The sequence below is a fragment of the Streptomyces sp. NPDC057099 genome (genome assembly GCF_042671245.1).
Classification (GTDB): domain Bacteria; phylum Actinomycetota; class Actinomycetes; order Streptomycetales; family Streptomycetaceae; genus Streptomyces; species Streptomyces purpurascens.
Genome location: NZ_JBHUTX010000009.1, coordinates 123,414 through 148,867 on the forward strand (window position 1 = coordinate 123,414; position 25,454 = coordinate 148,867).

The following is a 25,454-nucleotide window of genomic DNA, read 5'->3' on the forward strand; positions in this document are numbered from 1 at the left end:
TCGGCAACACCATCGCGGACGAAGAGCTCACGGCCCTGGTGGGATTCAATCCGCAGCGCGAGGATTGGCATCGGCCCTTCCTGGTCTACTTGATGGGGCCGGGTGTCGGCGATGAGAGTGTTTTCGAGGCTGAGCACGCGGACGAGCCCGAGGTGGAGGCCATCCTCGGCTTCCGGCCGACCCATGCCGTCAATGTCAGCGCCTACTGCAATCGCGAGATCGACCATGTGGCCACGGCCCTGCTGACCGCCGCTGTCATGGACGTCATCGGGGGCGTGGCCAAAGTCGAGCTGCTGGACGGACAAGCGTCCGTAGTCGCTGGCTTTCCGGGGGTGCGGGGGATCGCCGACGACGACTGGATGGCGCTGGGGACGGCGGAGTTCCTGCGGGCCTGGGCTGCGTATCCCGCCTTCCGGCTGGTCAAGTAGCCCGGACAGATCCGCGGCGGCGGTCAGGGAAGTGCCAAGTGCTGGGCGGCTCCGTGGGGAGCGGGACGGGTCGGCGGGGAGGGTTCTTGCGGCACCTGCCTGGCCGTCAGCTTTGCCCCGGGTCCGGTGTACGGGGAGCGGAAGTGGCTCGGGTGGGGCTAGTCGGCGGTCACCACGACTGAGTGCCATCCGCTGGCCCCGTCGGGGATGGTGCGGGCCCGCTTCTCGGTCTGCACCGCTCCCGTGCGGTCGGTGGCGCGCACCGTGAGGGTGTGGCTGCCCTTGGTGGCCTGCCAGGGGAAGGACCACTGGCGCCAGGTGTCCCGGGAGTCCTCGGCCGCGAGCCGGGCCTCCTGCCAGGGGCCGTCGTCGACGCGGACCTCGACCTTGTCGATGCCACGGTGCTGTGCCCAGGCGACTCCGCCGACCATGACGGTGCCGGCCTTCGGGCGGGCGAAGGGCTTGGGGGTGTCGATACGGGACTGGGTCTTGATCGGTGCCCTGCGGGCCCAGTCGCGTTTGACCCAGTACGGGTCGTAGGCCGCGAACGTGGTGAGCTCGATGTCCCTGATCCACTTGCAGGCGGAGACGTAGCCGTACAGGCCGGGCACGACCATGCGGACCGGGAAGCCGTGTGCGAAGGGCAGGGGCTCGCCGTTCATGCCGAGGGCGAGGAGGGCGTCGCGGCCGTCCATGACGTCGTCGACGGGGCTGCCGATCGTCATGCCGTCCACCGAGCGGGCCACCAGCTGGTCGGCCGGGCCGCCCCGGGACGGCGGCCGTACCCCGCACTCGGCCAGCAGGTCCGCAAGTCGTACGCCGATCCAGCGGGCGTTGCCCACGTAGGGGCCGCCGACCTCGTTCGACACGCAGGTGAGGGTGATGTCGCGCTCGACCAGTTCCCGTCGTAGCAGGTCGTCGAAGGAGAGGGTGACCGGCCGGGTGACGCCCCGGCCGTGGATGCGCAATTGCCAGGTCGTGGCGTCGACCTTGGGCACCACGAGCGCGGTGTCCACACGGTAGAAGTCCTTGTTCGAGGTCGTGAAGGCGCTGATCCCGGGGATGCGGAGCTGGGCGCCCTTGGGAACGGCGAGGGCGGGAGACGCGGGTGTCGGCAGGACGATGTCCTTGCGTGAGGCGATCGCCTCCTGGCCGCGTGAACCCTTCAGCGCCCGGCCCAGGGCCCCGGCCCCGGCGGACGCGGCGGCGGCAGCCGTCGCCGCGATGATGAAGCCACGCCGGTCCCACCCCGGCGAGCGTGCCGAGTCGTCCTCCTCGCGGCCGATCGCCCTCGGTGTGGTCTCAGTCAGTGCGAGGCGTCCGGCGAGGACGAAAAGGACGCAGGATCCGATGACCGCGCCCACGACCGAGGGCAGCGTGTCGGCCCATCCGGTCGAGTCGGGCCGGGTGGTGGCCGCTGCCGCTCCGACCACCCCGAACACCAAGACGCCCGCCGCCCCGGTCCGCCGGTACCGCAGCGCCACAAGGCCCAATGCCAGCGCGAACACTGACAGAACGGTGAGGATCCCGAGCTGCAGAACCAGCTTGTCGTTGGTGCCGAAGCTCCGGATCGCCCAGTCCTTCACAGCGGCGGGCGTGCGGTCGATCGCCGCACCTCCGACCGCGATGACGGGACCGGCCTGCGGGCGTACTCCCGCCGATACGAGTTCGGCGACAGCGAGCGCCGCGAATCCAGAAAGGACGCCGCTGAGCGCCCCAAGCGACGGCCTTAGCCAGTTGCGGGGATTTCGCAGCTTCCTCGTGGCATCTGTCACGTGGGGAATCCGGTCCCGCGGAACCGGAGGATTGGTCGACCGCTCGATCGGAGGAATCTTCTTCTCAGATCAATCCGCACGTGCCGCCGCAACGGATGAACGAACCTGATCGTTGAGCTGCTTTTCCTGCCGCTTCAGCTCCGTGCGCAGGACTGTCCGCGGGCGACTGGAGCGATGGGGAAAGAGCGAACTGGCTGATGACGCCGTACTCATCGTCAGCGAGTTGTTGGCCAACGCCTTGCGCTACGGTCGGCCGCCGGTCCGTCTGTCCCTCACTCTTCAAGGCGCGGGCGAAGTGGAGGCACCCCTCGGCGTACCTGAGCGGGGGAGGACGTGGACTCCGTCTCGTCGATGCGCTCGCCTGTGACTGGGGTGACCTGCCTGACGGCCTCGGCCACATGGTCTGGGCCGAGTTGCCGTGCAGCGCCGATTCATGACATCCCGCCGACGTCCCGGGCGGAACGCAGACTCGGACGGTGCGTGATGCCGGGACCCTCGGTCGCGACCACCAGGGCTGCGGAACTGTGCTGGAGACCGAGCCGAGGGCACCGTCATCGCGAGGTGGGCCGACCCCCGCGCCTAGTTCTGGTCGAGGGGCAGGGCGATGTCGAAGACCTGCCGACCGGCGGGGAAGGCGCCGAGGTTGTCGGTTTCGCCATTGAGGATGTTGACGCTGTAGAAGCTGTATCGCCCCGACCTGCTGAGGGCGGCGAAGCCCTTGTTGTCCCCGTTTTCCTTCTTGTAGTAGATGTCGAACCCGGCAGAGGGACCGGCGTTGAAGCCAAGGTTGCCGGTGGGGGCCAGGTTGCCGGCGTTCGCCGGGGACTGCACCACGACACGGTCGTTGACGGTGTCGATGTCGAACAGCGTCGTCGCGGTCGCCGTGTTGAGGTCGTTGTTCGTGTACGCCGCTCCGGTCACGCCCAGTGCCCTGGACGGCGGTGTGGTCGGGTTGGTCAGTGTGCCGTCGGCGATGGTGGTGAACCGTGCGGTGGGGTCGTCGATGTTGTGCCGCAGGTTCTGCCCGGTGTCGCTGATCACCCTCAGCCGGTTCGCTGCCGGGTTGAAGTCCACGCCGAAGTTCGTGCCCGACAGGGGGACGGTCAGCCGGGAGACCTTCACCGCCTTGGCTCTGTTGGTGATGGTGTAGATGCCGCCGGCGTTGCCGACACCGTAGAGCTTGCCGTTCTGCACGCGGAAGTCGATCCCGATCAGCCTTCCGTCACCGGACAGGCCGCTGATCCGGCCCAGGTCCCACAGGTCGCCTGGGGTGTGGACGTCGAAGCCGACCAGGCGCTGGTCCGTGGTCAACCCCACGCTGAGCAGGCGCTTTCCGTCACCGCCCCAACTGCCCTGGGCGTGGGCGGTGGCTGGGAGGGCGGCGGCCGTGGTGGCGGCCAGGGCGACAGCGACAACTGCCTTACGCATCATGCGTCTCCGAACAGATTCGAGGGCCGCCTGACGGGCAGCCTCAGCACCCAGCAGAAAACCAGACAAACGATGCGAAAGTGTTGCTGTGATGCTTGCGCGTAACCGTGTCGCAGCCAACGGAGCAACAAGCACCCCCGCCGAGTGGGCACGAACATGCAGCGAGGCCCCGGGGCCCGGCCGGACGGGAAGGCGCTGGGGGGAAAGCGGCGTCCGCAGGTGGGTCGCAGCCGGACATCGCGTGAGTTCCGCGAGACGCTGCCGCCGGGGCGGCTCGGCTGCCTCTCCCCGGTCCTTCACCTGTCCGTTCTCCTCACTGGAGTCCACCATGGCAGTGCAGTCCGCCTCTCCCACCGATGCCGTGCATCACTACGACGATCTGACCGCTCTCTACATCAACTGCACCCTCAAGCCGTCTCCGCAGCTCAGCCACACCCAGGGTCTGATCGACAAGAGCCGGGCCATCATGGACGGCGCAGGTGTGACCACGGACCTGATCCGCGCCGTCGACCACGACATCGCACCCGGTGTCTACCCGGACATGACCCGGCACGGCTTCGCCACCGACGCCTGGCCGGACATGTACGAGAAGGTGATGGCGGCGGACATCCTCGTCCTGGCCGGCCCGATCTGGCTGGGCGACAACAGCTCGGTGACCAAGCAGATCGTCGAGCGCCTCTACGCGTGCTCCTCCCTGCTGAACTCCCGGGGCCAGTACGCCTACTACGGTCGCGTCGGAGGCTGTCTGATCACCGGCAACGAGGACGGCGTGAAGCACTGCGCCATGAACCTCCTCTACAGCCTCCAGCACCTCGGCTACACGATCCCGCCCCAGGCGGACGCGGGCTGGATCGGCGCGGCCGGCCCCGGGCCGTCGTACCTCGACGCGGGGTCGGGCGGCCCGGAGAACGACTTCACCAACCGCAACACCAGCTTCATGACCTGGAACCTGATGCACCTCGCCGCCCTGCTGAAGCGCGCCGGGGGCGTTCCCGCCCACGGCAATCAGCGTTCGGAGTGGGACGCGGGCTGCCGCCCGGGCGCGGACAACCCCGAGCACCGCTGAGCCGGACGGACGCCCCTGCCCTCCGGGACATGTGGGGTTCCGCCCCGTCACCAGCCGGTCAAGAGCAGGTGGTTCAGGAGCAGGGCGAGTACGGCCTGCGCGGCGAGCCAGGCGCGGGGATGGGTCAGGAACGCGCAGGCGGCCGGGAGCCACAGCGCGAACGGCAGCCAGATGCGTTCGGTCTCCGCCTTGCTCATCCCGGACAGATCGGCGACGAGCAGAGCGGCGAGAGCGGCGGTGGTCAGGAGGGCGAGGCGGAGGTGAGGGGGCATGTCGGGGGCGCTGGGGAGAGAACGCGTCCTGAGCCGTGTCGCTGACCTGAGGAGCGTGGCCCCGGTGCGTCGCAGGCCCGCCACCGTTGCCGGGCCCACGATCAGGACGGTGCAGGCCAGGTTCGCCCACACCCAGTAGCCGTACGGCCGGACGCCGCCGGCTCCTTGGTGGTAGCGGTCGACGAGCAGCCGGTACGCCTCCCACCAGTCGAAGCCGGCGAAGGTGAACGCGAGCGGGACGACGATGACTCCGGCAAGGGCGTAGGGCAGGGGACGGGCTCGTTTCCGACCGAGCAGCAGGACGGCGCCCGCGACGACGGCGAAGAGAGCGAGGCCGTAGGAGAGGTAGCAGGTGAGGCCGAAGAGGAGGCCCGAGGCGAAACCGGTGAGCCGGGGCCGGTGTCCGGTGACGGCGAGGGCGAGGAAGGCGATGGTCCAGGCGGCGACCGCCGTGAAGTAGCCGTCCGCGGACGTCCCCATCCACACGGCTGCCGGCGTCAGTACCAGGAACGGCGCCGCCCGCCGTGCGAGTGTCTCGTCGGCGAGGGCCCGTACGGCGACCAGTACCGCCACGCAGGCCGACGCGCCGACGGTGATGCACCAGGTTCCGGCCCAGCCACCGCCGCCGAGTCCGACCCGGTCGAGCAGGACGAAGGTGAGGGGCGCCGCCGGAGGGTGGCCGGCCACATGCGCGGGCCAGTGGTCGGGGGACTGGAGCAGGATGTGGTGGGTGAAGTCCCGCAATGTCGCCGGGATGTCCTGGAAGCGGTCGATGACCCGCAGGTACTCGTGCCTGGTCGTGAGCCGGGCCGCGACCCCGCGCTGCCAGCCGTCGATCAGCGCCAGTGACCACGTCCACGCCATCGCCGTACCCCAGGCGGCGCCGAGGAGCGCGCGCCATGGCAGCCGGTCGGCCACGCGCGGGCCGTACGCCACAACCATGACGGCGACGGCGAGCGCCGCCGGGGTGCCGGGGCCGAGGTGAGGGTCCCAGTCGGCCAGGAGGGGAGGCAGGCCCACGTGCAGGGTGCCGTGCTCCCGTTCGATCGCGGCGCCGACCAGCGCGGCCGTCGCGACGAGCAGTGCCGCGGCCGTGGTCGCGTACAGGTCGTGGCGAAGGGCACGGACCGGTCCACGGCGAAGGCCACGGGCGGGATCACGGGCGGGATCACGGTGAAGATCACGGGTCACAGGGGAACGCTAGGCCGCGCGGACCATGCCGAGGCCGCTGCACGTGCGGACGTCAGCGTTTCGTCATGGGTCGCGCACCCTTTCCCGGGGTGGTCCGGGCCTACCGTCGGGCCATGCGAGACGACCCACGGCTTCCTTCCTCACCGGGCTTCTGGCGCAGCCCCCTGCGCGGCCCCTGGTTCACCTCGGTGCTGGGCCTCGTCCTGCTCGTCGGCATCACCCTGCTGTTCGTGACGGGCCTGGTCTCGTACGCGGCCTACAACCCGGACCTGTCGCCGGTGAACGACAAGACACCGGACAAGGGGATCCTCGGCTTCTACCTGTTCGCCTGGCCCACGAACCCGCACTGGCTGTACCGGCTCAACCAGGGCGTCCACGTCACCCTCGGCATCACCCTGGTCCCCGTCCTGCTCGCCAAGCTGTGGTCGGTGGTGCCGAAGCTGTTCGCGCTGCCGCCGGCCCGCTCGCTCGCGCACGCCCTGGAGCGGATCTCGCTGCTCCTCCTGGTCGGCGGCGCGCTGTTCGAGTTCGTGACGGGCGTGCTCAACATCCAGCTGGACTACGTGTTTCCCGGCTCCTTCTACACGCTGCACTTCTACGGTGCCTGGGTGTTCTTCGCGGCGTTCCTCGCGCACGTGCTGCTGCGGGCGCCGGCCGCTGTGCGCAACCTGCGACGCATGCGGGAAGGGCGGGGACCGCAGGAGGAGTCCGGCGCGCTGCCCGAGTTCCCGCTGGTCTCCCCGCGGCCCGCGGAGCCCACGGTGACGCGGCGCGGCGGGCTGTGGCTGGTCGGGGGCGGTTCGCTGTTGCTGTTCGGGACCACGGTGGGGCAGAGCTTCGACGGTCCGCTGCGGCGGACGGCTCTCCTCGCTCCGCACGGAGGCGCCGATCCGGGCAGCGGCCCGAACGGCTTCCAGATCAACAAGACGGCCGTGTCCAGGGGGATCAGTGCCACGGAGACAAGTGAGGCGGCGTGGCGACTGGTGGTCAGAGGCCGCTCCGGGACGGTCCGGTTGAGCCGGGCCGAACTGCTGGAGCTCCCCCTGCACAGTGCGGCGTTGCCCATCGCCTGCGTGGAGGGCTGGTCGACCTCCGACCAGTGGTGGCGGGGCGTACGGCTGCGGGATCTCGCCGCCCTGGTCGGCTACGACGCGAACGCGGCGCCCGATGTGTTCGTGGAGTCCCTGCAGCGCAGCGGCGCCTTCCGCAGCGCGGCCCTGCGCGCCAACCAGGTGCGGGACCCGCGCTCCCTGCTGGCGCTGGACGTCAACGGCGAACCGCTCAGCCCCGATCACGGCCATCCGGCCCGGATCATCGTGCCCGCGGCGCCCGGTGTGCTCAACACCAAGTGGGTCGCCCGGATGACCTTCGGAGACCTGTGATGCGCACCGTGGTCCCGCCGCTGGGAAGCCCCCTGCAGATCCTGCTCCTGGCCTGCTCGTTCGCGCTCGCCGGATACGCGGGCGTGCGGCTGCTGTCGGACGACTGGTTCGGCGTGGCGCTGTGGTTCGTGGGCGCCGCGCTGCTGCACGACCTGGTGTTCCTGCCGCTGTACGCGGTGGCGGACCGGGCGGTCGTCCGGTCGCTCGGAGCGGTCGGCCACCGGGAGCGGACGATGTACGTCCGGGTGCCGACCGCCCTGTCCCTGCTGCTCCTGCTGGTGTGGTTCCCCCTGATCAGCGGTCGGGTGGCGGACCATTACCCGGCGGCGACGGGCCTGTCCGCCGACGGCTTCCTCGCCCGCTGGCTGTTGATCACGGCGGTGCTCTTCGGCGGCTCGGCGCTGCTGCTGGTACTGCGGTTGCGCAGGGCGAGGAAACAGCGGCCACCGGCCGACCACTGAGCGACGGTGTGCCAGCCCAGCGGGCGGGCGTAACGGAGCAGCGCCGGCGTGCCGAGCCGGGCCCAGGGGAACGGGGTGCCGCAGGCGCCCTGATCGCCGGTGCCGCCGGTGACACCGACGAGACGGACGATGGCACGCTCGTCGATGTCCAGCGGGGCCGTCTCGGCTATGAGGAGGCCACCGGGGCGGAGGAGCCGGGCGAGCCGTTCGAGCAGGGCACACGGGTCACCGCCGATACCGACGTTCCCGTCGACGAGGAGGGCACTGCCCCAGCGGCCCTCGCCCGGGAGTGGTTCGAAGACGGAACGCGGCAGCGCCGGCGCGCCGAGCCCCACGGTGTGGGCGACGGCGGCAGAGCTGACGTCGATGCCGAGCGCTGTCCGGCCCCGTGCGGCCAGCTCCGCGACCAGTCGCCCCGGCCCGCAGCCCACGTCGAGGACGGCACCCTCGCACCGGTCGAGCACCTCCCGGTCCACGGCGTCGGCGCGGGCACACCACCGCTCCACCTCCAGGGGCAGCAGCCATCCGTCGCCACGGCGGAGGAAGAGCGGCCCGCGGCCGGCCCGGAGGGCGTCGGCGTAGGGGTCGGCGGACCAGCTGTGCTCCGCCGTGCCCGGCACGACTACCGTGCTCATCGGCCGTCGCCGTTCCGCAGCCCGGCCAGCGCGGCGGCGAAGCGACCGTGCGGCGCCGCGGCTGCGACCGCTTCGGCGTCGGCGGCGGTGTCCACGTCCCGCAGGCACGGGAGTTCACGCACGTTCAGTCCCGCGGCGACGAGCCGGGCGCGCTGGACGGCACCGGTCGTGGGAGTCGACATCGGGACCTCGCGCACCAGCTCCGGATCCGGGGCGGCCAGTCCGAGCGCCCAGAAGCCGCCGTCCTCGGCGGCGCCGAAGCAGGCGTCGTACCCGTCGAAGTCCACGGTGAGCAGGCCCGGCGTGACCTGTGGTGTGTCCATTCCGATCAGCAGGGCCGGGCCGTCGCAGGCGGCGAAGGCCGCGGCCAGTCGGGTGTCGAGGCCGCCCGCGCACTGCGCCACGACGTCGAAGCCGGGCGGCAGCCAGGGCCCGGCCTTTCCTTCGAGGACCAGGATCCGGCGCCGTGCGGGTGCCGCGGCCACCGCGCACAGGGTGTCGGTGAGGGCCGCCTCGGCCAGCGTCGCCGCCTCCTCGGGCGTGAACGGCGGACAGAGCCGGGTCTTCACCCGTCCCGGGAGGGGCTCCTTGGCGATGACGAGCAGGGTGGTCATCGGCGGCTGCCTCCTCGTGAGGGCGCCGCGGCTGTCGCGGGCGGGGCCGGTGCCTCGGCCAGGACGCGGCTCATGTCCCGTACCGCCTGCCAGGTGCCGCGCCAGGCGCCGGTCACCTTCGAGGCACCGCTGCGCGGCAGGTAGGGGACGTCGTGCTCGGTGATGTGCCAGTCCGCGTCGGCGGCGCGCACGACCATCTGCAGGGGGTAGCCGCTGCGCCGGTCGGTGAGGCCCAGGGCGAGCAGTGACGCGCGGCGGGCGGCGCGCAGGGGCCCGAGGTCGTGCAGCCGAAGGCCGGTGCGGCGGCGCAGCATCAGGGAGAGCGCGAGATTGCCGGCCCTGGCGTGTGCGGGCCAGGCGCCTCTGCCCTGCGGTCGGCGCCGCCCGAGGACCAGGTCGGCCGAGCCGTCGTGCACTTCGCGAACGAAGGGCACGAGCAGGGCCGGATCCAGGGAGGCGTCGCAGTCGCAGAAGCACACGATGTCGGCCGTGGCGGCGGTCAGTCCCGCATGGCAGGCGGCGCCGAAGCCGCGGCGGGGCTCGTCGACGACGGTCGCGCCGAGTGCGCGGGCGATGTCGGCCGAGCCGTCGGTGGACCCGTTGTCCACGACGAGGGCACGCCAGCCGGGAGGGATGCGGTCGAGTACCCAGGGCAGGGCTTCGGCCTCGTTCAGACAGGGGAGGACGACATCGACGTCCTCGGGTGCGGAAGAGGTCATCACGGATTTCACCCTACGAACGCGAACGCCGCATATCGGACTTCGGCTCCTTACGAAACGCGGACGCCGGTGGCAGGGGCCGGCTCGGGGCGCGACGTGGAGGGTCCGGCGGTGCGAGGCTGGCGGCATGGACAAGCAATCTGTCGAGCCGGTGGCGGCCGGCCGGGCGTCCGGGGCCGGGCGGGTCCTGGTCGTCGACGACGATCCCACGGTCGCGGAGGTCGTCTCGGGCTATCTCGACCGCGCCGGATACGTGGTGGACCGGGCCGGGGACGGGCCGAGCGCACTGGCCGGCGCCGCCGCGCACTGGCCGGACCTGGTGGTGCTCGATCTGATGCTGCCCGGCATGGACGGCCTGGAGGTGTGCCGCCGGCTGCGCGGTCTCGGGCCCGTCCCGGTCATCATGCTCACCGCTCGCGGGGATGAGGACGACCGCATCATGGGCCTGGAAGTGGGCGCGGACGACTACGTCACCAAGCCCTTCAGCCCCCGCGAGCTGGTGCTGCGGGTGGAGTCGGTGCTGCGCCGGGCGCGTCCCCTCACCGGCGCGCCTCCCCTGAGCGCGGCCGGACTCACCGTCGACCCCGCCGCCCGCCGCGCCGCCAAGAACGGCGTCGAACTCGCCCTCACCCTGCGTGAGTTCGACCTGCTCGCGTTCCTCCTGCGGCATCCGGGCCGGGCGTACAGCCGCGAGGACCTGATGCGCGAGGTGTGGGGCTGGGACTTCGGCGACCTGTCGACCGTCACGGTCCACGTCCGCCGGCTGCGCGGCAAGGTCGAGGACGACCCGGCCCTGCCCCGCCTGATCCAGACCGTGTGGGGCGTGGGCTACCGCTTCGACCCCGACGGAGAGGAGCCCGGACCGTGAACGACACCCTCCTCATCGCCCTGTACGCCCTGCTCGGTGCCGGCGTCGCCGGGCTGCTCGGCGCCGGAACACTGTGGCTGCTGCGCCGCCGGTCGCTGACCGCATCGCTCACCGTCGTGGCGGCGGTGGCCGTGACCGCGATGCTCGCGGGCACGCTCGCCGTGGCTTGGGCGATGTTCCTGTCCGCGCACGATCTGACCGTGGTCACGACCGTCGTCGCGATGGCGGCCGTCGTGTCGCTGGCCACCGCGTTGCTGCTGGGCCGCTGGGTGGTCGCCCGCAGCCGTGAACTCGCCCTCGCCGCACGCTCCTTCGGCGACGGCGGCGACTTCACCGCGCCCCGACGTGCCGCCACCGCCGAACTCGCCGACGTCAGCCGCGAACTGGAGGCCACGAGCGCGAAGCTCGCCGAGTCCCGGGAGCGCGAGCGCGCCCTGGAGACGTCCCGCCGTGAGCTGGTCGCCTGGATCTCGCACGACCTGCGCACCCCGCTGGCCGGACTGCGCGCGATGTCCGAGGCATTGGAGGACGGTGTCGCCGCCGACCCCGACCGCTACCTGAAGCAGATGCGCACCGAGGTCGAACGCCTCAACGACATGGTCGGCGACCTCTTCGAACTCTCCCGCATCCACGCCGGAACCCTGGCCCTGTCGCCCTCCCGGATGTCCGTCTACGACCTGGTCGGCGACGCTCTCGCCGGGGCGTATCCGCTGGCGCACGAACACGGGGTGCGACTGCTCGGGGACCGCGTCGAGCCGGTGCCGGTGGAAGTGGACGGCAAGGAGATGAGCCGGGTGCTGGGCAATCTCCTGGTCAACGCGATCCGGCGCACCCCGGCGGACGGCACCGTCATGGTGGCCGCCGAACGCCTGCCCGACGGCGTCGTGCTGTCCGTCACCGACGGCTGCGGCGGCATCCCCGAGGAGGACCTGCCCCGCGTGTTCGACACCGGCTGGCGCGGCTCCCACGCCCGGACCCCGCCCGCCGGCGCCGGTCTGGGCCTGGCCATCGTCCGCGGCATCGTGGAGGCCCACCAGGGCCGGGCCACCGTCCGCAACATCCCCGGCGGCTGCCGCTTCGAGGTGGTGCTGCCCGCTGCCGCTTCCTGAAAACGGGCAGCACCACCGGTCCATCAGGGCCCTACGAGCCACGCAGGGCCGACCCCGCGAACTCCCGCATGCCCTCGTCGAACCCGGCCTCCGGCTTCCACCCCAGCTCCGCCCGCAGCCGGGACGAGTCAGCCGTGATGTGCCGGACGTCCCCGAGCCGGAACTCACCGGTCACGACCGGCTCGGGCCCGCCGTACGCCGACGCCAGCGCCCGCGCCATGTCCCCGACGGTGTGCGTGTCGCCGCTGCCGGTGTTGTACGCCGTGAGCACACCCGGGGCGGTCTCCGCCTCCAGTGCCACCGCGTTGGCGATCGCCACGTCCCGGACGTGCACGAAGTCCCGCCGCTGCCGCCCGTCCTCGAACACCCGCGGAGCCTCGCCCCGGGCGAGCGCCGAACGGAAGAAGGAGGCGACACCCGCGTACGGCGTGTCCCGGGGCATCCCGGGCCCGTACACGTTGTGATACCGCAACGACACCGCCGCCCCGCCCGTCGAGCGCGCCCAAGCGGCAGCCAGATGCTCCTGAGCGAGCTTGGTCGTCGCGTACACGTTCCGCGGATCGGCCGGAGCGTCCTCACCGACCAGCCCCGGCGCCAACTCCTCCCCGCACACCGGACACCGCGGCTCGAAGCGCCCGGCCGCGAGGTCGGCGGCGGCCCGGGGCCCCGGCCGTACCACCCCGTGACGTGCGCAGGTGTACCGGCCCTCCCCGTAGACCACCATCGACCCGGCCAGCACCAGTCGCCGCACGCCCTGTTCGGCCATGGCCGTGAGCAGTACGGCGGTCCCGAGGTCGTTGTGGGAGACGTAGTCCGCCGCATCGGCGAACCCGGTGCCCAGCCCGACCATCGCGGCCTGATGGCACACGGCGTCCACACCGGACAGCGCGCGCACCACCGCGTCCCGGTCCCGTACGTCCGCGCCCGGGTCCTCGCGCACGTCGAACACGAGGGGCTCATGCCCGCGCGCCCGAAGCACCTCGACGACATGGGACCCGATGAACCCGGCACCGCCGGAGACCAGTACACGCATGCGCCCACCGTAGGGCGGAGCCGGCGCCACACCGGGGGACCGCGCCCAGCCGTCACGAGTCCGTAAGACCTGCCGAGCGCTCGGAGAAGGAGCCGGTCAGTGGCTGCCGGTGAGTTCGCCGCTGAGCGTCCCGTGGATTCGGGCGCTGGGCTCGTTCAGCCCGATGATCTCGACGGTCTTGCCGCGCTGGGCGTACTTCGTCTCGATGGCGTCCAGGGCGGCGACGGAGGAGGCGTCCCAGACGTGCGCGGCGGACAGGTCGATGACGACCCGGTCGGGGTCGGTGGCGTAGTCGAACCGGCCGACGAGGTCGTTGGAGGAGGCGAAGAACAGCTCTCCCGTCACCCGGTAGACGACCCTGGTGCCGTCGCGGTCGGTGGCGGCGGTGACTTCGGCGAGGTGGGCGACCCGCTTGGCGAAGACGACCATGGCGGTGACCGAGCCGACGACCACGCCGATGGCGAGGTTGTGGGTGGCGACCACGCAGGCGACGGTGACCGCCATGACGGTGATCTCCCCGGCGGGCATGCGCTTGAGGGTCTTCGGCGCGATGGAGTGCCAGTCGAAGGTCGCGAAGCACACCATGACCATCACCGCCACCAGGGCGGCCATGGGGATGTCGGAGACGACCGGCCCGAAGACGATGCACAGCACCATCAGAAACGCGCCCGCCAGGAACGTCGACAGCCGGGTGCGGGCGCCGGAGACCCGCACATTGATCATCGTCTGGCCGATCATGGCGCAGCCGCCCATGCCGCCGAAGAACCCCGTGACGATGTTGGCGATGCCCTGACCGACGGACTCGCGGGTCTTGGAGGAGTGGGTGTCGGTGATCTCGTCGACGAGCTTGGCGGTCATCAGCGACTCCATGAGGCCGACCAGGGCCATGGCGAGCGCGTACGGCGCGATGGTCGTCAGGGTGTCCAGGGTGAACGGCACGTCCGGCAGCCCCGGCACGGGGAGGGAGGACGGCAGCTCGCCCTTGTCGCCGACGGTCGGCACGGCGATCCCGGCCGCGATCGTGACGACGGTCAGGACGACGATGGATACCAGCGGTGCGGGGACCACGGTGGTGACCTTCGGGAAGAACACCATCAGCGCCAGCCCGGCCGCGATCAGCGGGTAGACCGGCCAGGGCACGTCCGTCATCTCCGGTACCTGCGCCATGAAGACGAGGATGGCGAGGGAGTTGACGAAGCCGACCATCACGCTGCGCGGCACGAACCGCATCAGCTTCGCCACGCCGAGCGCGCCGAGGACGATCTGGAACATGCCGGCCAGGATCACGGCGGCGACCAGGTGGCCGAAACCGTGCTCGCGGTTCAGCGGGGCGATCACGAGGGCGACGGCCCCGGTGGCCGCGGAGATCATCGCCCGTCGTCCGCCGACGATCGCGATGGTCACGGCCATGGTGAAGGAGGCGAACAGGCCGATCGCCGGGTCGACCCCGGCGATGATCGAGAAGGAGATCGCCTCCGGGATCAGTGCGAGAGCGACCACGAGCCCGCCCAGCACCTCGGTGCGCCAGACCTTCGGATCACGCAGCCAGTCGGGCTCGAGGCCGCGCAGCCGTGCGGCGGGAGACAGTACGGAGGAGGACAAGGGAACAGCTACCTGTCGTGCTCGGGCACACCCTGGGCGGGGGAGGCGTACGGAAGACGGCGCGGAAGGCCGGGCGGGCCTCCCGCGATCGGCCCGCTGTCGGGCCGGAAGTGTCTTCGCCGGGGGCGGCATCGGCCCCGACACGGGATCGGCCGGGCCCCGCAGCCCGCACCGCACGCAGACGGAGGGCGACACAGGCGACCCGCACCGCGGGAAACTCTACCCTAACGTTAGGGTAGAGATCGGCGGGGATGCTTCGGACGAGGTCAGGGCAGGGACGTGGACGACAAGCACATGCAGATCGGCGAGGTCGCAGCGCGGACCGAACTGTCCCTGCGCACCATCCGGCACTACGAGGAGACCGGACTCGTCGTCCCCTCGGCCCGCTCCCAGGGCGGCTTCCGCCTCTACACCGAGCGGGACGTCGAGCGGCTGATGGTCATCCGACGGATGAAGCCGCTCGGGTTCACGCTCGACGAGATGCGTGAACTGCTCGCAGCGACCGACCGCCTCGATTCCGGCGACGAACTGCTCGCCTCCGACCGGGAGGAACTCCTGAAGCGGGTACGCGGTTTCGAACAGGCCGCACAGCGGCGTGTGGAGGACCTGCGCACCCAGCTGGAGCGCGCCGAGGACTTCGCCGCGACCCTTCGCGACCGACTCGACAGCGCGCAAGCGGACTAGGTCTGGGAACCTGCCCCGCCGAACCTCTCGTTCGAACCGCCGATGGGCAGCCCCGCCAGCAGCGCACGCCGGCTGGCCCTGACGTGCTCACGCATCACGTGCTCGGCGCTGTCGCCGTCCTTCTCCAGGATCAGCTCCAGGACGACGTGGTGCTCACGGTCCGACTGCAGGGCACGGCCCGGCTGGCCCAGTGACGTGTGCACCAGCCGGGAGTACGCCAGCTGGTTCATCAGCATCCGGTAGTGGGCCTCCAGCTTGCTGTTGTCGGCACCGGCGATGAGCAGATCGTGGAACTCCTGGACCAACCCCGCGTACCGCTCCCGGTCGTCCCGCTCCACCGCCTCATCGGCCTCGCGCAGATTCCGCTCGAGCAGGTCGATCTCCCTGACGCCGAACTCCTCCGCGAGGGCGAGTTCCGAGAGCGGAGCCCCGGGCTCGATGTCTCCCTTGATGATGCGCCGGCGCATCTCGGCGATCACCCTGGCCTGCATCGAACCTCCCCGGCCTTCGGCCGGGGAGACCCCCACTGCGGTTCGCTCTGCGCGCGATTCACCGAACCCTCCTCCGTCTCCCGAGCCTGCCCGCCGGTCATCCCAGCGGCGCGAGCGCGCCGCCGTCGAAGAACTTACCCGCGCTGTAGACCATGGGAGGGCGCTCGGCGACCGCGGCATGCACCACGCGGCAGATGAACACGGTGTGCGTACTGGCCTGCAGCCGCTCGCGGATCTCGACCTCCATCTGCGCGCTGCTCCGAGCGATCAGCGGGCTGCCGAACGGGCCGCTCTCCCACTCCACGTCCGCGAACTTGTCCCTTGCCTTGGTCGCGAACGTAGCCACGACGTCGAGTTGGTCCGTGGACAGGATGTTGATCGCGAGGTGGTTCGCCCGGAACAGACAGTCGTGGGTGGACGAGGTGCGCTGGACGCAGACCATCACACACGGCTGGCGCCCGGCGGTGGAGGCGATCAACCGCTTCTACCGCACCTTCGACGCCTGATTCGGCAACAAGACCACTCCACGGAACGGGTTCCTGACGCCCAGCCCGGAGTCCAAGTTCGAGGACCGGCCGGAGTCGCTCCACAGGACGGCGATGATCGGCACCCCGGCCGAGGTCATCGAGCGGCTGCACACCTATGAGGAACTCGGCGTCGACGAGTACAGCTTCTGGATCGATACCAGCCTGTCGCACGAGGAGAAGCGCAAGTCTTTGGAACTGTTCATCAAGGAGGTCGTGCCGGCCTTCCAGTGAAGCCGTCCAACTCGCCCGGGAGAGGGTGTTCATGTCGCAGCAGTCGAGGCATGTCGTGGTGACCGGGGCAGCGGGGTTGGTCGGTTCGGCCATCGCGCGCCGCCTCAGGGCCGCGGGCCGCTCGGTCGTCGGTGTCGATCGCCTGCCGTCGCCCGGCCCGTCCGTGGTGGCGGACCTGCGCGACCCCGGGACGTGGAGCCATGCACTGTCGGGGGCAGGGGCGGTCGTCCACACGGCGGCCCTGCACGCGCCTCACGTCGGTGTGCGCCCGGACGGCGAGTTCCGTGAGATCAACGTCGGGGCGACCCGGGACCTGCTGGACGCGTCGTCGGCTGCCGGGGTGCGCCGTTTCGTCTACACCAGCTCGACCTCGGTGTACGGGCACGCGCTGGAGCCGGTGGACGAGGCGGTCTGGGTCACCGAGGACCTCGTCTGCCGGCCGCGCGACATCTACGACGAGACGAAACTCGCGGCCGAAGACCTGGTGCTCTCCGCGGCGGGCGCGTTGAGCACGGTGTGTCTGCGCATCGCCCGGTGCTTCCCCGAACCGCCGGCGGTCCAGGCCAGGCACCGGCTCTACCGGGGTGTCGACCTGGCCGATGTGACAGAGGCTCACCTGCTCGCCGTCCTGGGCCCCCGGGAGGCGGCCGGTGTGCTGAACATCGCCGGCCCGTATCCGTGGCGGATCGAGGACCGCGGGCAACTGCGGCACGATCCGGCCGCGCTCATCACACGACGGGTCCCTGAGGTGGCAGCCGGGTTCGGCCGGCACGGATGGACGCTGCCGACGTCGATCGACCGGGTGTACGTGTCGGAGCGGGCGGGCGCGGTCCTCGGCTACCGCCCCCGCCGCGGGGTGACGGCGCTGATGGCCGAGGCCCGCACGGCCGGCTGACCACTCTCCCTCCACCGGTGGAGCTGCTAGGACAGCCCCTTCCAGCCCCAGCGGGGAGTGGGACCGGGGTCGCCCAGGTCGGTGTCGTCGGGTTCGGCCGAGACGGACCGGGCGATCTTCGTGCCCCAGTCGAAGTACGCCATCACCTGCTGTCGCAGCAGGTCGTCGTCGGGGAGTTCCTTCTCGACGGCCTCCGTCATCAGCTCCATCCACCGCAGGCGCTGCTCCTCGGTGATGGCCAGTCCGAGGTGGGAGCGGAGCAGGGCCTGATGGCCGCCCAGGTCCTGGGTGAACGCTTCCGGACCGCCGAAGACCTCGTCCAGCCAGATGGCCACGTGCTCGATGTGAGTGCGGGTGAAATCGGCGAAGACCGGCGCCAGCAGAGGGTCGGCCAGGACCCGGTCGTAGAAGGTGTTGCTCACCCGGCGGAGGACCTCCACCCCACCGATGGCCTCGCTCAAAGATCCAGTGCGCTCGCTCATGCCACTCATCCCCGTCGACAGCGTCATGCCGGTCAGACCAACGTGTCCCATGCTCGCACCCCACCTCGCCGCGTGTCCGAACATTCGTCCTGCCCATTCGGGTTCAACCGACGTTCCGGGAAGGGCCGTTCGGGGTACATCGGCAACACCGACGATCCTGGTCCGGGCCCACGGGGGGAGAACGCAGGTGTCACGGGGGGAGACGCAGGTGCCCGCGAACAGACCCGCCGCCGAGGAGCCGCGGTTAACCGTCACCAGACCCCCGCGCCGACGCCTGCGCAAGGTGCTGGCGTCGGCGCTGCCCGTCCCGGTCGTCGGGCTGGTCCTGCTCGTGGCCTCCGGGAACCTGCTGTTGCCGTTGCGGCAGGTGGTCACCATCGAGGCCAAGATGGCCTCGAAGAGGGACTTCTTCCAGGACCCCGTGGTCGAGAGGCTGCTGATGAAGCACGGCTTCCGCGTGCACATCACCAACATGGGCTCGCGTGAGATCGCCAAGCAGGACTACGAGGGATACGACGTCGTCTTCCCCTCCGGCCAGCCGGCCTCCGACCTGATCAGCCGGGAGCGCGCCCGGGCGAACCGTCCGGTGCTGCTGTACCGTCCGTTCGTCAGCCCCATCGTGCTGGCCACCTACCGGGACTACGCCGAGGTGCTCACGGCGGAGGGCGTCGCGAAGCGCCTGCCGGGCTCGGGCGGCCGGCCGATGTACTACACCCTCGACATGCGGCGGTTCCTCGATCTCGCGCGCGGCAAGAGGAAGGGCGTCCAGCGCGATCCCGAGGACGGCTACCGCTGGGACGAGATCGACCGCGACGACCACGTCCGCAATGGCAACAAGATCCTTGCCCAGACCTCGGACATCTGCGAGTCCAACTCCGGCGGCACCTACCTCGGGCTCGTGGCCTTCGTCGAGCACGGGAACGACGCGCCGGACAGCGAGACCGAAGCCGAGCAACTCGCGCGGAAGATCAAGCCGCTCCTCGTCGAACAGGGCCTGCCGTCCTCCGAGCGGGCCGAGACGTATCTGTCCCCCGACGGGCAGAGCATCGCACCTGTCTCGGTGATCTACGAGCACCAGTTCCTCGCCCACCAGATCGAGCGCGAGGCCGAGAAGGGCGCGACCGACGACGAGCGCGTCCTGCTCTACCCGTCCACACGCTTCGTCACCGAACCCCAGCTCGTCGCGCTGACCGGCGACGGCGCCCGGCTCGGTGAACTGGTCAGCGAGGACCGCGAACTCCAGCACCGAGCCATGGAGTTGGGCTTCCGGGCCCGCAACGCAACCAGCGGCGCAACCAACGGCGTGACCGGCGGCGCGGCCAGCGACGAGCTCACCCGGTTCCTCACCGACCGGCAGATCCCGGTGCCCACCACCTCCTCCGACGACACCCGGGCGGTCCTGCCCAGCCTGCCCCTGCTGGAGAAGATGATCGAGATCGTCGGCGACTGCCCGGACCGGACGGGCAGCCAGTGAGGCGCGGTGCGGGCCGGCTGGCGCTCTGCCTGGCGCTCGTGGCCACCTTGCTCACCGCCTGCTCGGGCGACGACGGCGATGAAACGGTCCGACTGCGCGTGCTCGCCAGTCCCGATCTCGCCGTACTGGCTCCACTGCTGGGCGATCTGAAGGACGAGACCGGCGTCGACCTGCGGTTGGACCAGCGGGCCGACGCCGAGACGAAGAACCCGGACCGCGACAGGTACGACCTCGCGTGGCTGTCCTCCGACCGCTATCTGCGTCTCACCGACAAGAGCGCGATCCGGGGGGTGCAGCGCACCTCCACCATGACGTCCCCCGTCGTCATCGGCCTGAAGCCGGACGTGGCACGGAAGCTTCGCGCCCGGGTGCCCGGCGGCCGGCTCACCTGGGCGGACATCGCGGACGCCGCCGCCACCGGCACCGTCCGCTTCGGCATGGCCGACCCCCGGCACGCCGGCAGCGGGCTCGCCGCCCTCGTCGGCGTCGCCACCGCCGCGGCCGGCACCGGGGCCGCGCTGCGCCCCGAGGACGTCTCCTGCGACCGGCTGCGCGGCTTCCGCTCCGGCCAGACCCTCACCGCCGACACCGGTCCCGCCCTCGTCGACGCCTACGCCGACCACCAGGACGAGACCAACGCCCTTATCACCTACGAGTCCGATCTGCTCGCCCTCAACGCCACCGACCGCCTCGACGACCGTCTGGAGGTCGTCCGCCCCGAAGACGGCATGGTCCTGGCGGACTTCCCGCTGCTCCTGCTCGACCAGGCCCACCGCACCGCGTACGACAAGGTCACCGAGTGGCTGCGGCGCGACTCGGTGCAGCGGCAGATCATGCGGCAGACTCTGCGCCGCCCCGTGAACACGACGGTCACCCGGGACGCCCGGCTGCGCGAACCGGTCGGCAACGCGCTCTTCTACCCCGACCAACCCGCCGTCGTCGAAGGCCTGTTGGCGGACTACGGTGACCCCGACCGCCGCACCACGAGCCAGGTCGTCTTCCTGCTCGACTTCTCCGGCTCGATGCGCGGTGCCCGGATGTCCGCTCTGCGCGAGGCCTTCGCCGGACTCAGCGGCGCGGACCCCTCCGCCTCCGGCAAGTTCACCCGCTTCTACCGGGGCGAGCGGCTGACCGTCGTCCGGTTCGGCGGCCGAGTCCTGGAGGAGAAGACCGTCACCGTCACCGGCCCGAAGGACCTGACGGCCCTCGCCGACACCGTCGCCAGGGGCGGATACGGCGATGCCACCGCCGTCTGGTCCGCCCTCGACCGCGGGTACCGCACCGCCGCCCGCGAACTGGCCGCCGACCCCGACCGCTCCGTCTCACTCGTCCTGATGACGGACGGCGAGAACAACGCGGGCCTGTCCTATGCGGAGTTCGTACGCCGTCACAAGGCGCTGCCCACCGCCGTGCGCGCCGCCGTCCACACCTACCCCGTCCACTTCGGCGAGGCCGACCCGGGCGCACTGCGGCGCGCGGCGGGGCGGACGGGCGGACGGATGGTGGATGCCGCCGGCTCGTCCCTTTCCGAGGCTTTCAAGGAGATCCGTGGCTGTCACTGACGCACTGTGGTGGAGCCTTTGGTGGCCGTGGATGACGGTCTGGCTGGTGACGGCCGCCGGCGCGGTGGTGCTCGCGGTGGTCCTGGTGCGCCATTCCCGGGAGCGGCGCAGGCACATGCGGCGCTGGCAGTCGGCGTACAGCATATGTCTGTACCTCGACGAGCAGGCGGTGATGGACCTGTACGAGATCGGCAACTACCGGTCCGCGCTGGAGGAGGCCGTCGAGCTGCGGACGAAGGTCGACACGAGTGTCGGCTTCTGGAGCCGGGTGCTGACGTGGCTGTTCCGTTTCCGGCTGAAGCGGGACGTCAGCCAGGAGACGTTCCGCAAGTTCGTGCGCAAGGACAAACCGATCAATGTGATCGGCGTGGTCATGGAGGCCTTCGACCGGGCCGACGCCATCGTCCACGCCGACCTGACCACACTGACCGTCGTCCCGAACCGCAACCTCGCCGACAACCTGGCCGCCGGCCGTGCGGTGACCCTGAGCCGCATCGGCGAATTCGTCTCGGTCAAAGGCGTGTTCACCGGCGTGCCCGACGTCGCGGAGGGATTCGTCCTGCGGGCCGAATACGGCGCCGAGCGGCCCCCGGTGCACATGCGCGTCGTGGCCCCCGGGAACGCGCGCCGCTCGATCCCGGCCGGCACTTTCACGGCCCGTTGTCTCGGCAAGATGACCGGCTGGCGCGAGGACACCCGCGAGGTGACGCTGGAGGCGATCGCGATCTTCTGGTGACCGCACCGTCAGTCACCGGGAGCGGTGGTCAGTGTGTCGATCAGCTGCCGGGCGCGTGTCTCCTCCCTCAGGAGGGTCTCGACCAGCGGGCCGGTGCCCGGGTCATCTGCCGACGCGCTACAGGAGTCGGCCGACCGCACCGGGCGCGGGCGCGCGATCTCGCCGAGGTACGTCTTGACGGGCCGGGCATCGGCCGTCAGCCGGACGCGGTCACCGGTCAGGGCAGCGTGAACCGAGGCGTAGTCGATGCCCAGGCGGGCCAGCCGCTCACCGCCCGCGTACCGGGTGCCGGGAGCGGGGCTGCTCTCCTTCACCATGTGCGGGTACTGGAGCGCGACCTCGTGGGTGGCCAGAACCGCCAGCAGGACATGCTCGGTGCCCACCACGCCGTGGCCGAGACGGCGTGCCTGGTCGTAGGTCTCCATGCTGACCCACCAGGCAGGCCTCGAAGCCCAGTTGATCCCGGCGAACTTGAGTACCCACCGCTGCCAGAAGGGCGTGTGCCGATAGTGGCTACGGCCGAGAAGAACGTCGCGGGTGGCGTGCAGCAAGGGGGCGAGGCCGTCCTGCCGGCCGCCGGTTCCGCCGTCGAGCCGGGCGCGTACGGCCTGCGGCGAGACGCGGCATGCGCCCAGCAGTTCCATCGCCCGGTTGTCCTCCTCCAGCAACGCCCGCAGCAGATGAACGGCGGTGAACTTCGCCGCGTCCTCCCGCCGCGCCTGCCCCATCGCCGCGGTCAGCGCCCTGGCAGCGGCGCCGGTGAGGTGTTCCCGACCGCCGTCGTCCCCCAGCACGTCCTGCGCCGCAACGCTCGCCTCGGCGTCGTCGGCACCGCTCCACGCACCGTCCCGGTGCATTCTGTCCCGCAGTACCACCATCAGCGTGGTCCTGGTCGCTCCTTCATCGCCGAGCGCCTTGCGCGCCGGCCCCTTGGCCGTGGTGATGCCGGCCAATAGATGCTCGGTACCCATGGGTCCCTCGGCGGACCCCCGGGCACCGCGGGCGGCCCCCAGGATTCCGATGGTGTTCCAATCGGGCTCCTTGATCGCTTCCATGCAGCCTTCGTCTCCGATTCCGCTCAATGGCTCGCTGTCTTCCATGTCTTTGACGTGCGTCATCGTGACTCCAGGGCGTCCAGCGCAACGGCCTGTGCGAGGGCGAGGCGGCGGTCGAGGTCCGGGGCCGCGATGTCGAGCACGTAGCGGTCGCGCAGCCCGAACTTCTTGTCGAACGCCATCAACCGCTTGTCGCCCACGGCGAAATCGAAGTGGTACGGCCAGACGAACGGCACGAAATCGGTGAACGGAAGAAACTCCCAGACCCGGCGCAGCAGGGCCACCGACAGGTTGCGTTCGCGCCCGGCCAGCTCCATCGTGCCCGGCTGCTCCAGGATCCACGTCGAGCGCAGCAAGGAGGCGACAGGCTTCTCGCGGAACGAGCCGATGGGGATCCCCTCCTCGTCCCGCACGGTGTAGACGGCGCCGATGTCCAGGACTTGGCCGGCCTCGAAGGTGCACAGGACGCGGTCCTTGGACTCGTCGGTGTAGAGGGTCACCTGTTCCTTGAGCGCCATCCGCTTCTGCTGTGCGAAGGCGACGACCTCGCCCTCCGAGCCGTCGGGACAGGCCACGGTCACCACGTACTGGTTGGCCATGACGGTCATCTTCTGGAGGACGCTGAACCGATCGTGCGCCTGCAGCTGTGCGTTGTCCACGTGACGGCTCCCGCCTGTTCGTCCCTCGCGCGGCCCCGTTGTGCACGGCCCGCACCGCTTCCGCTCTGCTGAAACCATCGTCACCGCGACGGGCGGCTCGAAGCAGTCCCCGGAAGTCGTGGCTCGCAGCGACCAAGGTCGACGGCCCGGGCGCGCCCAACAGCGCCTGCCATACCTGTGGTTGTTCACTTTCGTCGTTCGCCGCCACGCCGCAGGGATGATGCGGTGCACCCGCGCGCTGAATATCGTCGGCCTGTGGAACTGGACGAAGCACACACCGCCCGCGTCGTACGGCAGCTCCGTGCCCGGCTTGCCGCCGCGTCCCCTTGGAGCCGCAGAAGGATCGCCGGGGAGATCGTGCTCACCGTCGCCCTCGCTGGGTTCGCGGCGCTGTTCGAATCAGTGAGGGCCGGGTTCGGTGTACGAACCTTCGCTGTCGTAGCGGGCATCGCCGTGCTGTCACTGACCAGGCGCGCGCTGCCGGCGACGGTGCTGGTCGTCTCCGCCTGCGCGGCAGCGGTGTTGCCGTCCGCGGTGCCGCTGCTGGTCTATGCGAGCTGGTCGGCGGGAAGCCGCATCATGAAGCCCTGGCGCGTGGTCGCCGCATTCGCTGCCGGGCTCGTCCTCCATACCGTGGTGTCCGCCCACCACGAGATCAGCGGCTCCGGTCTGTCGCTGCCCGTCACGGGCGCACTGAGTGCGGCGGCCTTTCTCACGCTGGGGATCGTGCCGGGGCTGGTGTCCCGCTACCGGGCGCAACGCCGCTCGCTGCTGGACGCACTGCAGCGGAACAACACCCAGCTCATGCGCGAGCAGGCGATGGTGGCACGGCAGGCGCGTCTGCTGGAGCGCGGTCGCATCGCCCAGGACATGCACGACAGCCTCGGCCACCAACTCGCCCTGATCTCCGTGCACGCGGGCGCCCTGCAGGTCGATCCGGACCTGACCGATCGCCAGCGGGACGGGGTCCGGATCCTGCGTGACGCCTCCGTGGCCGCGATGGGGGAGCTGCGCGAGGCCGTCGGCATCCTCCACGAGGACCGGGACGACCGGAACGGGCCCGACGGCCACAGCGAGCATGCCGGGAAGCGTGTCAGGCACTCTCCGGTCGTGGCCACCGACACGGGCGGCGGGCGTCCGCTCTCCCGGGCGGTGGCCTCCATCGACGGCCTGGTCGCAACGTCCCGGGCTGCGGGCGCGACCGTGGAGCTGCACCGGTCCGGCACCGCCCGGCCACTGGCGCCCGCCGCCGACCACGCGGCGTACCGCATAGCCCAGGAGGGCCTCACCAACGCGCACAAGCACGCCCCGGGCGCCCCGATCACCCTTGCCCTGCGCTACGAGCCGGACAGCCTGGTGGTGGAGGTCGCCAACGGACCCGCGCCGGCCGGGGCGTCGGACGCCCCGGCAGCGATCAGCGGCGGTCAGGGACTTGCCGGCCTGCGCGAGCGGGCCCGGCTCATCGGCGGCATGGTGCACACCGGCCCCACCGCGGACGGCGGCTTCCGCATCGCGGGGATGCTGCCCTACAGCACCGGGCACGGCGAGCCCGGGCCCGGCCCGGACGAAGCGACCTCCGTCGGTCCGGACGACGACTTTGCGGGACAGCCGGAGGCGGGCCCAGCGGGCAACGGTGGAACGGTCATCAACCGTTCCGACAACCAGCGGGAGTACGCCGCCATCATGAGCAGCAAGAAGAACGTGGCCATCGGCTGCGCCGTCACCGCCGTCGTCCTCGTCGTGAGCGTGATCACCCTGGGCGTCTGGGGAGTGAGCACGCTGATGGACGAGCTGGACAAGTCCACGATCCCGGTGCGTGTGTACGAGTCGGTGAGGACCGGCGATCCCGAAGCCGAGGTACAGGCCAAACTGCCCGAGGAGGACTCGTTTCTGACGGCGGATCTGGAGGACCAGGGCCCGCGGACACCCAAGGACGCGACCTGCCGCCACTTCGGGTCCGACGACCCCGACGACATCTCCACCATCTTCCGGTTCTGCTTCCGCGACGGAGAGCTGGTCGCCAAGCAGACCTTCAAGGACGAGAGCTGATCCGCAAGTCCGAGAAATGAGCCGGC

At 70.9% G+C, this 25,454-nt stretch carries 25 protein-coding genes; 12 read left to right on the plus strand and 13 right to left on the minus strand.

Annotation, left to right across the window (positions count from 1 at the left end; genetic code table 11):
- Positions 1 to 38: 38 nt before the first annotated feature.
- Positions 39 to 428 carry a DUF6368 family protein gene (locus ACFT4A_RS15380; RefSeq protein ID WP_382830007.1) on the plus strand — a complete coding sequence of 130 codons (390 nt, stop codon included), beginning with the start codon at positions 39 to 41 and terminating at the stop codon, positions 426 to 428.
- A gap of 158 nt (positions 429 to 586) precedes the next feature.
- On the opposite strand, the gene ACFT4A_RS15385 is transcribed toward ACFT4A_RS15380, so the two are convergent.
- On the minus strand, positions 587 to 2,203 hold the full coding sequence (locus tag ACFT4A_RS15385) for a sulfite oxidase (RefSeq protein WP_382830009.1): 1,617 nt from the start codon (positions 2,201 to 2,203) through the stop codon (positions 587 to 589).
- Positions 2,204 to 2,782: 579 nt separating this feature from the next.
- Positions 2,783 to 3,631, minus strand: coding sequence for a DUF4394 domain-containing protein (locus ACFT4A_RS15390; RefSeq protein WP_382830012.1), 849 nt, complete (start codon positions 3,629 to 3,631; stop codon positions 2,783 to 2,785).
- Positions 3,632 to 3,959: 328 nt separating this feature from the next.
- On the opposite strand from ACFT4A_RS15390, the gene ACFT4A_RS15395 reads away from it, so the two are divergent.
- Positions 3,960 to 4,697: a flavodoxin family protein gene (locus ACFT4A_RS15395; protein WP_382830015.1), complete on the plus strand. Its 738-nt coding sequence runs from the start codon at positions 3,960 to 3,962 to the stop codon at positions 4,695 to 4,697.
- Between the two features lie 47 nt (positions 4,698 to 4,744).
- Here the strand turns inward: ACFT4A_RS15395 and ACFT4A_RS15400 are convergent, their stop codons facing one another.
- The gene (locus ACFT4A_RS15400) at positions 4,745 to 6,160 is read right to left on the minus strand and encodes a hypothetical protein (protein ID WP_382830016.1); all 1,416 of its coding nucleotides are present in this window, start codon (positions 6,158 to 6,160) and stop codon (positions 4,745 to 4,747) included.
- A 113-nt stretch (positions 6,161 to 6,273) separates the two neighbouring features.
- Between ACFT4A_RS15400 and ACFT4A_RS15405 the strand changes: the two genes are divergently transcribed.
- Positions 6,274 to 7,542: a molybdopterin-dependent oxidoreductase gene (locus ACFT4A_RS15405; RefSeq protein WP_382830019.1), complete on the plus strand. Its 1,269-nt coding sequence runs from the start codon at positions 6,274 to 6,276 to the stop codon at positions 7,540 to 7,542.
- A 316-nt stretch (positions 7,543 to 7,858) separates the two neighbouring features.
- Here the strand turns inward: ACFT4A_RS15405 and ACFT4A_RS15410 are convergent, their stop codons facing one another.
- From ACFT4A_RS15410 to ACFT4A_RS15420, 3 genes are read right to left on the minus strand one after another with little or no spacing between them, the layout of a single operon-like run.
- Positions 7,859 to 8,638 carry a class I SAM-dependent methyltransferase gene (locus ACFT4A_RS15410; protein ID WP_382830022.1) on the minus strand — a complete coding sequence of 260 codons (780 nt, stop codon included), beginning with the start codon at positions 8,636 to 8,638 and terminating at the stop codon, positions 7,859 to 7,861.
- Entirely contained in the window at positions 8,635 to 9,252 is a 618-nt protein-coding gene (locus ACFT4A_RS15415) for a DUF2064 domain-containing protein (RefSeq protein ID WP_382830025.1), read from the minus strand. The genes ACFT4A_RS15410 and ACFT4A_RS15415 overlap by 4 nt, the downstream gene beginning before the upstream one ends.
- Positions 9,249 to 9,971: a glycosyltransferase family 2 protein gene (locus tag ACFT4A_RS15420; protein ID WP_382830028.1), complete on the minus strand. Its 723-nt coding sequence runs from the start codon at positions 9,969 to 9,971 to the stop codon at positions 9,249 to 9,251. The genes ACFT4A_RS15415 and ACFT4A_RS15420 overlap by 4 nt, the downstream gene beginning before the upstream one ends.
- A gap of 127 nt (positions 9,972 to 10,098) precedes the next feature.
- Between ACFT4A_RS15420 and ACFT4A_RS15425 the strand changes: the two genes are divergently transcribed.
- Together ACFT4A_RS15425 and ACFT4A_RS15430 are read left to right on the plus strand one after the other, a co-directional pair.
- Complete coding sequence (locus ACFT4A_RS15425) at positions 10,099 to 10,839, plus strand: response regulator transcription factor (RefSeq protein WP_382830030.1); 741 nt, start codon at positions 10,099 to 10,101, stop codon at positions 10,837 to 10,839.
- Positions 10,836 to 11,948, plus strand: coding sequence for a sensor histidine kinase (locus tag ACFT4A_RS15430; protein WP_382830033.1), 1,113 nt, complete (start codon positions 10,836 to 10,838; stop codon positions 11,946 to 11,948). Before ACFT4A_RS15425 ends, ACFT4A_RS15430 begins: the two co-directional genes overlap by 4 nt.
- A 31-nt stretch (positions 11,949 to 11,979) precedes the next feature.
- Here the strand turns inward: ACFT4A_RS15430 and ACFT4A_RS15435 are convergent, their stop codons facing one another.
- Complete coding sequence (locus tag ACFT4A_RS15435; RefSeq protein ID WP_382830036.1) at positions 11,980 to 12,981, minus strand: NAD-dependent epimerase/dehydratase family protein; 1,002 nt, start codon at positions 12,979 to 12,981, stop codon at positions 11,980 to 11,982.
- A 96-nt stretch (positions 12,982 to 13,077) separates the two neighbouring features.
- Positions 13,078 to 14,583: a SulP family inorganic anion transporter gene (locus ACFT4A_RS15440; RefSeq protein WP_382830038.1), complete on the minus strand. Its 1,506-nt coding sequence runs from the start codon at positions 14,581 to 14,583 to the stop codon at positions 13,078 to 13,080.
- Between the two features lie 279 nt (positions 14,584 to 14,862).
- On the opposite strand from ACFT4A_RS15440, the gene ACFT4A_RS15445 reads away from it, so the two are divergent.
- A complete protein-coding gene (locus tag ACFT4A_RS15445) occupies positions 14,863 to 15,267 on the plus strand; it encodes a MerR family transcriptional regulator (protein WP_382830041.1) in 405 nt (134 codons plus the stop codon).
- Here the strand turns inward: ACFT4A_RS15445 and ACFT4A_RS15450 are convergent.
- Positions 15,264 to 15,758 (minus strand): GntR family transcriptional regulator, encoded by a 495-nt coding sequence (locus ACFT4A_RS15450; protein ID WP_382830044.1) that lies wholly within the window; start codon positions 15,756 to 15,758, stop codon positions 15,264 to 15,266. The two genes, ACFT4A_RS15445 and ACFT4A_RS15450, sit on opposite strands and share 4 nt — an antisense overlap.
- A gap of 97 nt (positions 15,759 to 15,855) precedes the next feature.
- On the minus strand, positions 15,856 to 16,236 hold the full coding sequence (locus ACFT4A_RS15455) for a flavin reductase family protein (protein ID WP_382830046.1): 381 nt from the start codon (positions 16,234 to 16,236) through the stop codon (positions 15,856 to 15,858).
- Between the two features lie 121 nt (positions 16,237 to 16,357).
- Between ACFT4A_RS15455 and ACFT4A_RS15460 the strand changes: the two genes are divergently transcribed.
- Both ACFT4A_RS15460 and ACFT4A_RS15465 read left to right on the plus strand, forming a co-directional pair.
- The gene (locus ACFT4A_RS15460) at positions 16,358 to 16,516 is read left to right on the plus strand and encodes a hypothetical protein (RefSeq protein ID WP_382830049.1); all 159 of its coding nucleotides are present in this window, start codon (positions 16,358 to 16,360) and stop codon (positions 16,514 to 16,516) included.
- A gap of 31 nt (positions 16,517 to 16,547) precedes the next feature.
- Positions 16,548 to 17,411, plus strand: coding sequence for an NAD-dependent epimerase/dehydratase family protein (locus ACFT4A_RS15465; RefSeq protein WP_382830050.1), 864 nt, complete (start codon positions 16,548 to 16,550; stop codon positions 17,409 to 17,411).
- 26 nt (positions 17,412 to 17,437) lie between these two features.
- On the opposite strand, the gene ACFT4A_RS15470 is transcribed toward ACFT4A_RS15465, so the two are convergent.
- Positions 17,438 to 17,893: a group II truncated hemoglobin gene (locus ACFT4A_RS15470; protein ID WP_382830053.1), complete on the minus strand. Its 456-nt coding sequence runs from the start codon at positions 17,891 to 17,893 to the stop codon at positions 17,438 to 17,440.
- Positions 17,894 to 18,176: 283 nt separating this feature from the next.
- On the opposite strand from ACFT4A_RS15470, the gene ACFT4A_RS15475 reads away from it, so the two are divergent.
- From ACFT4A_RS15475 to ACFT4A_RS15485, 3 genes are read left to right on the plus strand one after another with little or no spacing between them, the layout of a single operon-like run.
- The gene (locus ACFT4A_RS15475; protein ID WP_382830055.1) at positions 18,177 to 19,367 is read left to right on the plus strand and encodes a hypothetical protein; all 1,191 of its coding nucleotides are present in this window, start codon (positions 18,177 to 18,179) and stop codon (positions 19,365 to 19,367) included.
- Between the two features lie 38 nt (positions 19,368 to 19,405).
- Positions 19,406 to 20,929 (plus strand): substrate-binding domain-containing protein, encoded by a 1,524-nt coding sequence (locus tag ACFT4A_RS15480; RefSeq protein ID WP_382830057.1) that lies wholly within the window; start codon positions 19,406 to 19,408, stop codon positions 20,927 to 20,929.
- The gene (locus tag ACFT4A_RS15485; protein ID WP_382830060.1) at positions 20,916 to 21,665 is read left to right on the plus strand and encodes a hypothetical protein; all 750 of its coding nucleotides are present in this window, start codon (positions 20,916 to 20,918) and stop codon (positions 21,663 to 21,665) included. The genes ACFT4A_RS15480 and ACFT4A_RS15485 overlap by 14 nt, the downstream gene beginning before the upstream one ends.
- Positions 21,666 to 21,673: 8 nt before the next feature.
- Here the strand turns inward: ACFT4A_RS15485 and ACFT4A_RS15490 are convergent, their stop codons facing one another.
- Positions 21,674 to 22,720, minus strand: a complete 1,047-nt coding sequence (locus ACFT4A_RS15490) for a Clp protease N-terminal domain-containing protein (protein WP_382830063.1) — start codon at positions 22,718 to 22,720, stop codon at positions 21,674 to 21,676.
- Positions 22,721 to 22,779: 59 nt separating this feature from the next.
- Positions 22,780 to 23,379: a hypothetical protein gene (locus ACFT4A_RS15495; protein ID WP_382830066.1), complete on the minus strand. Its 600-nt coding sequence runs from the start codon at positions 23,377 to 23,379 to the stop codon at positions 22,780 to 22,782.
- Between the two features lie 261 nt (positions 23,380 to 23,640).
- Between ACFT4A_RS15495 and ACFT4A_RS15500 the strand changes: the two genes are divergently transcribed.
- Positions 23,641 to 25,428 (plus strand): sensor histidine kinase, encoded by a 1,788-nt coding sequence (locus ACFT4A_RS15500; protein ID WP_382830272.1) that lies wholly within the window; start codon positions 23,641 to 23,643, stop codon positions 25,426 to 25,428.
- Positions 25,429 to 25,454: the final 26 nt, after the last annotated feature.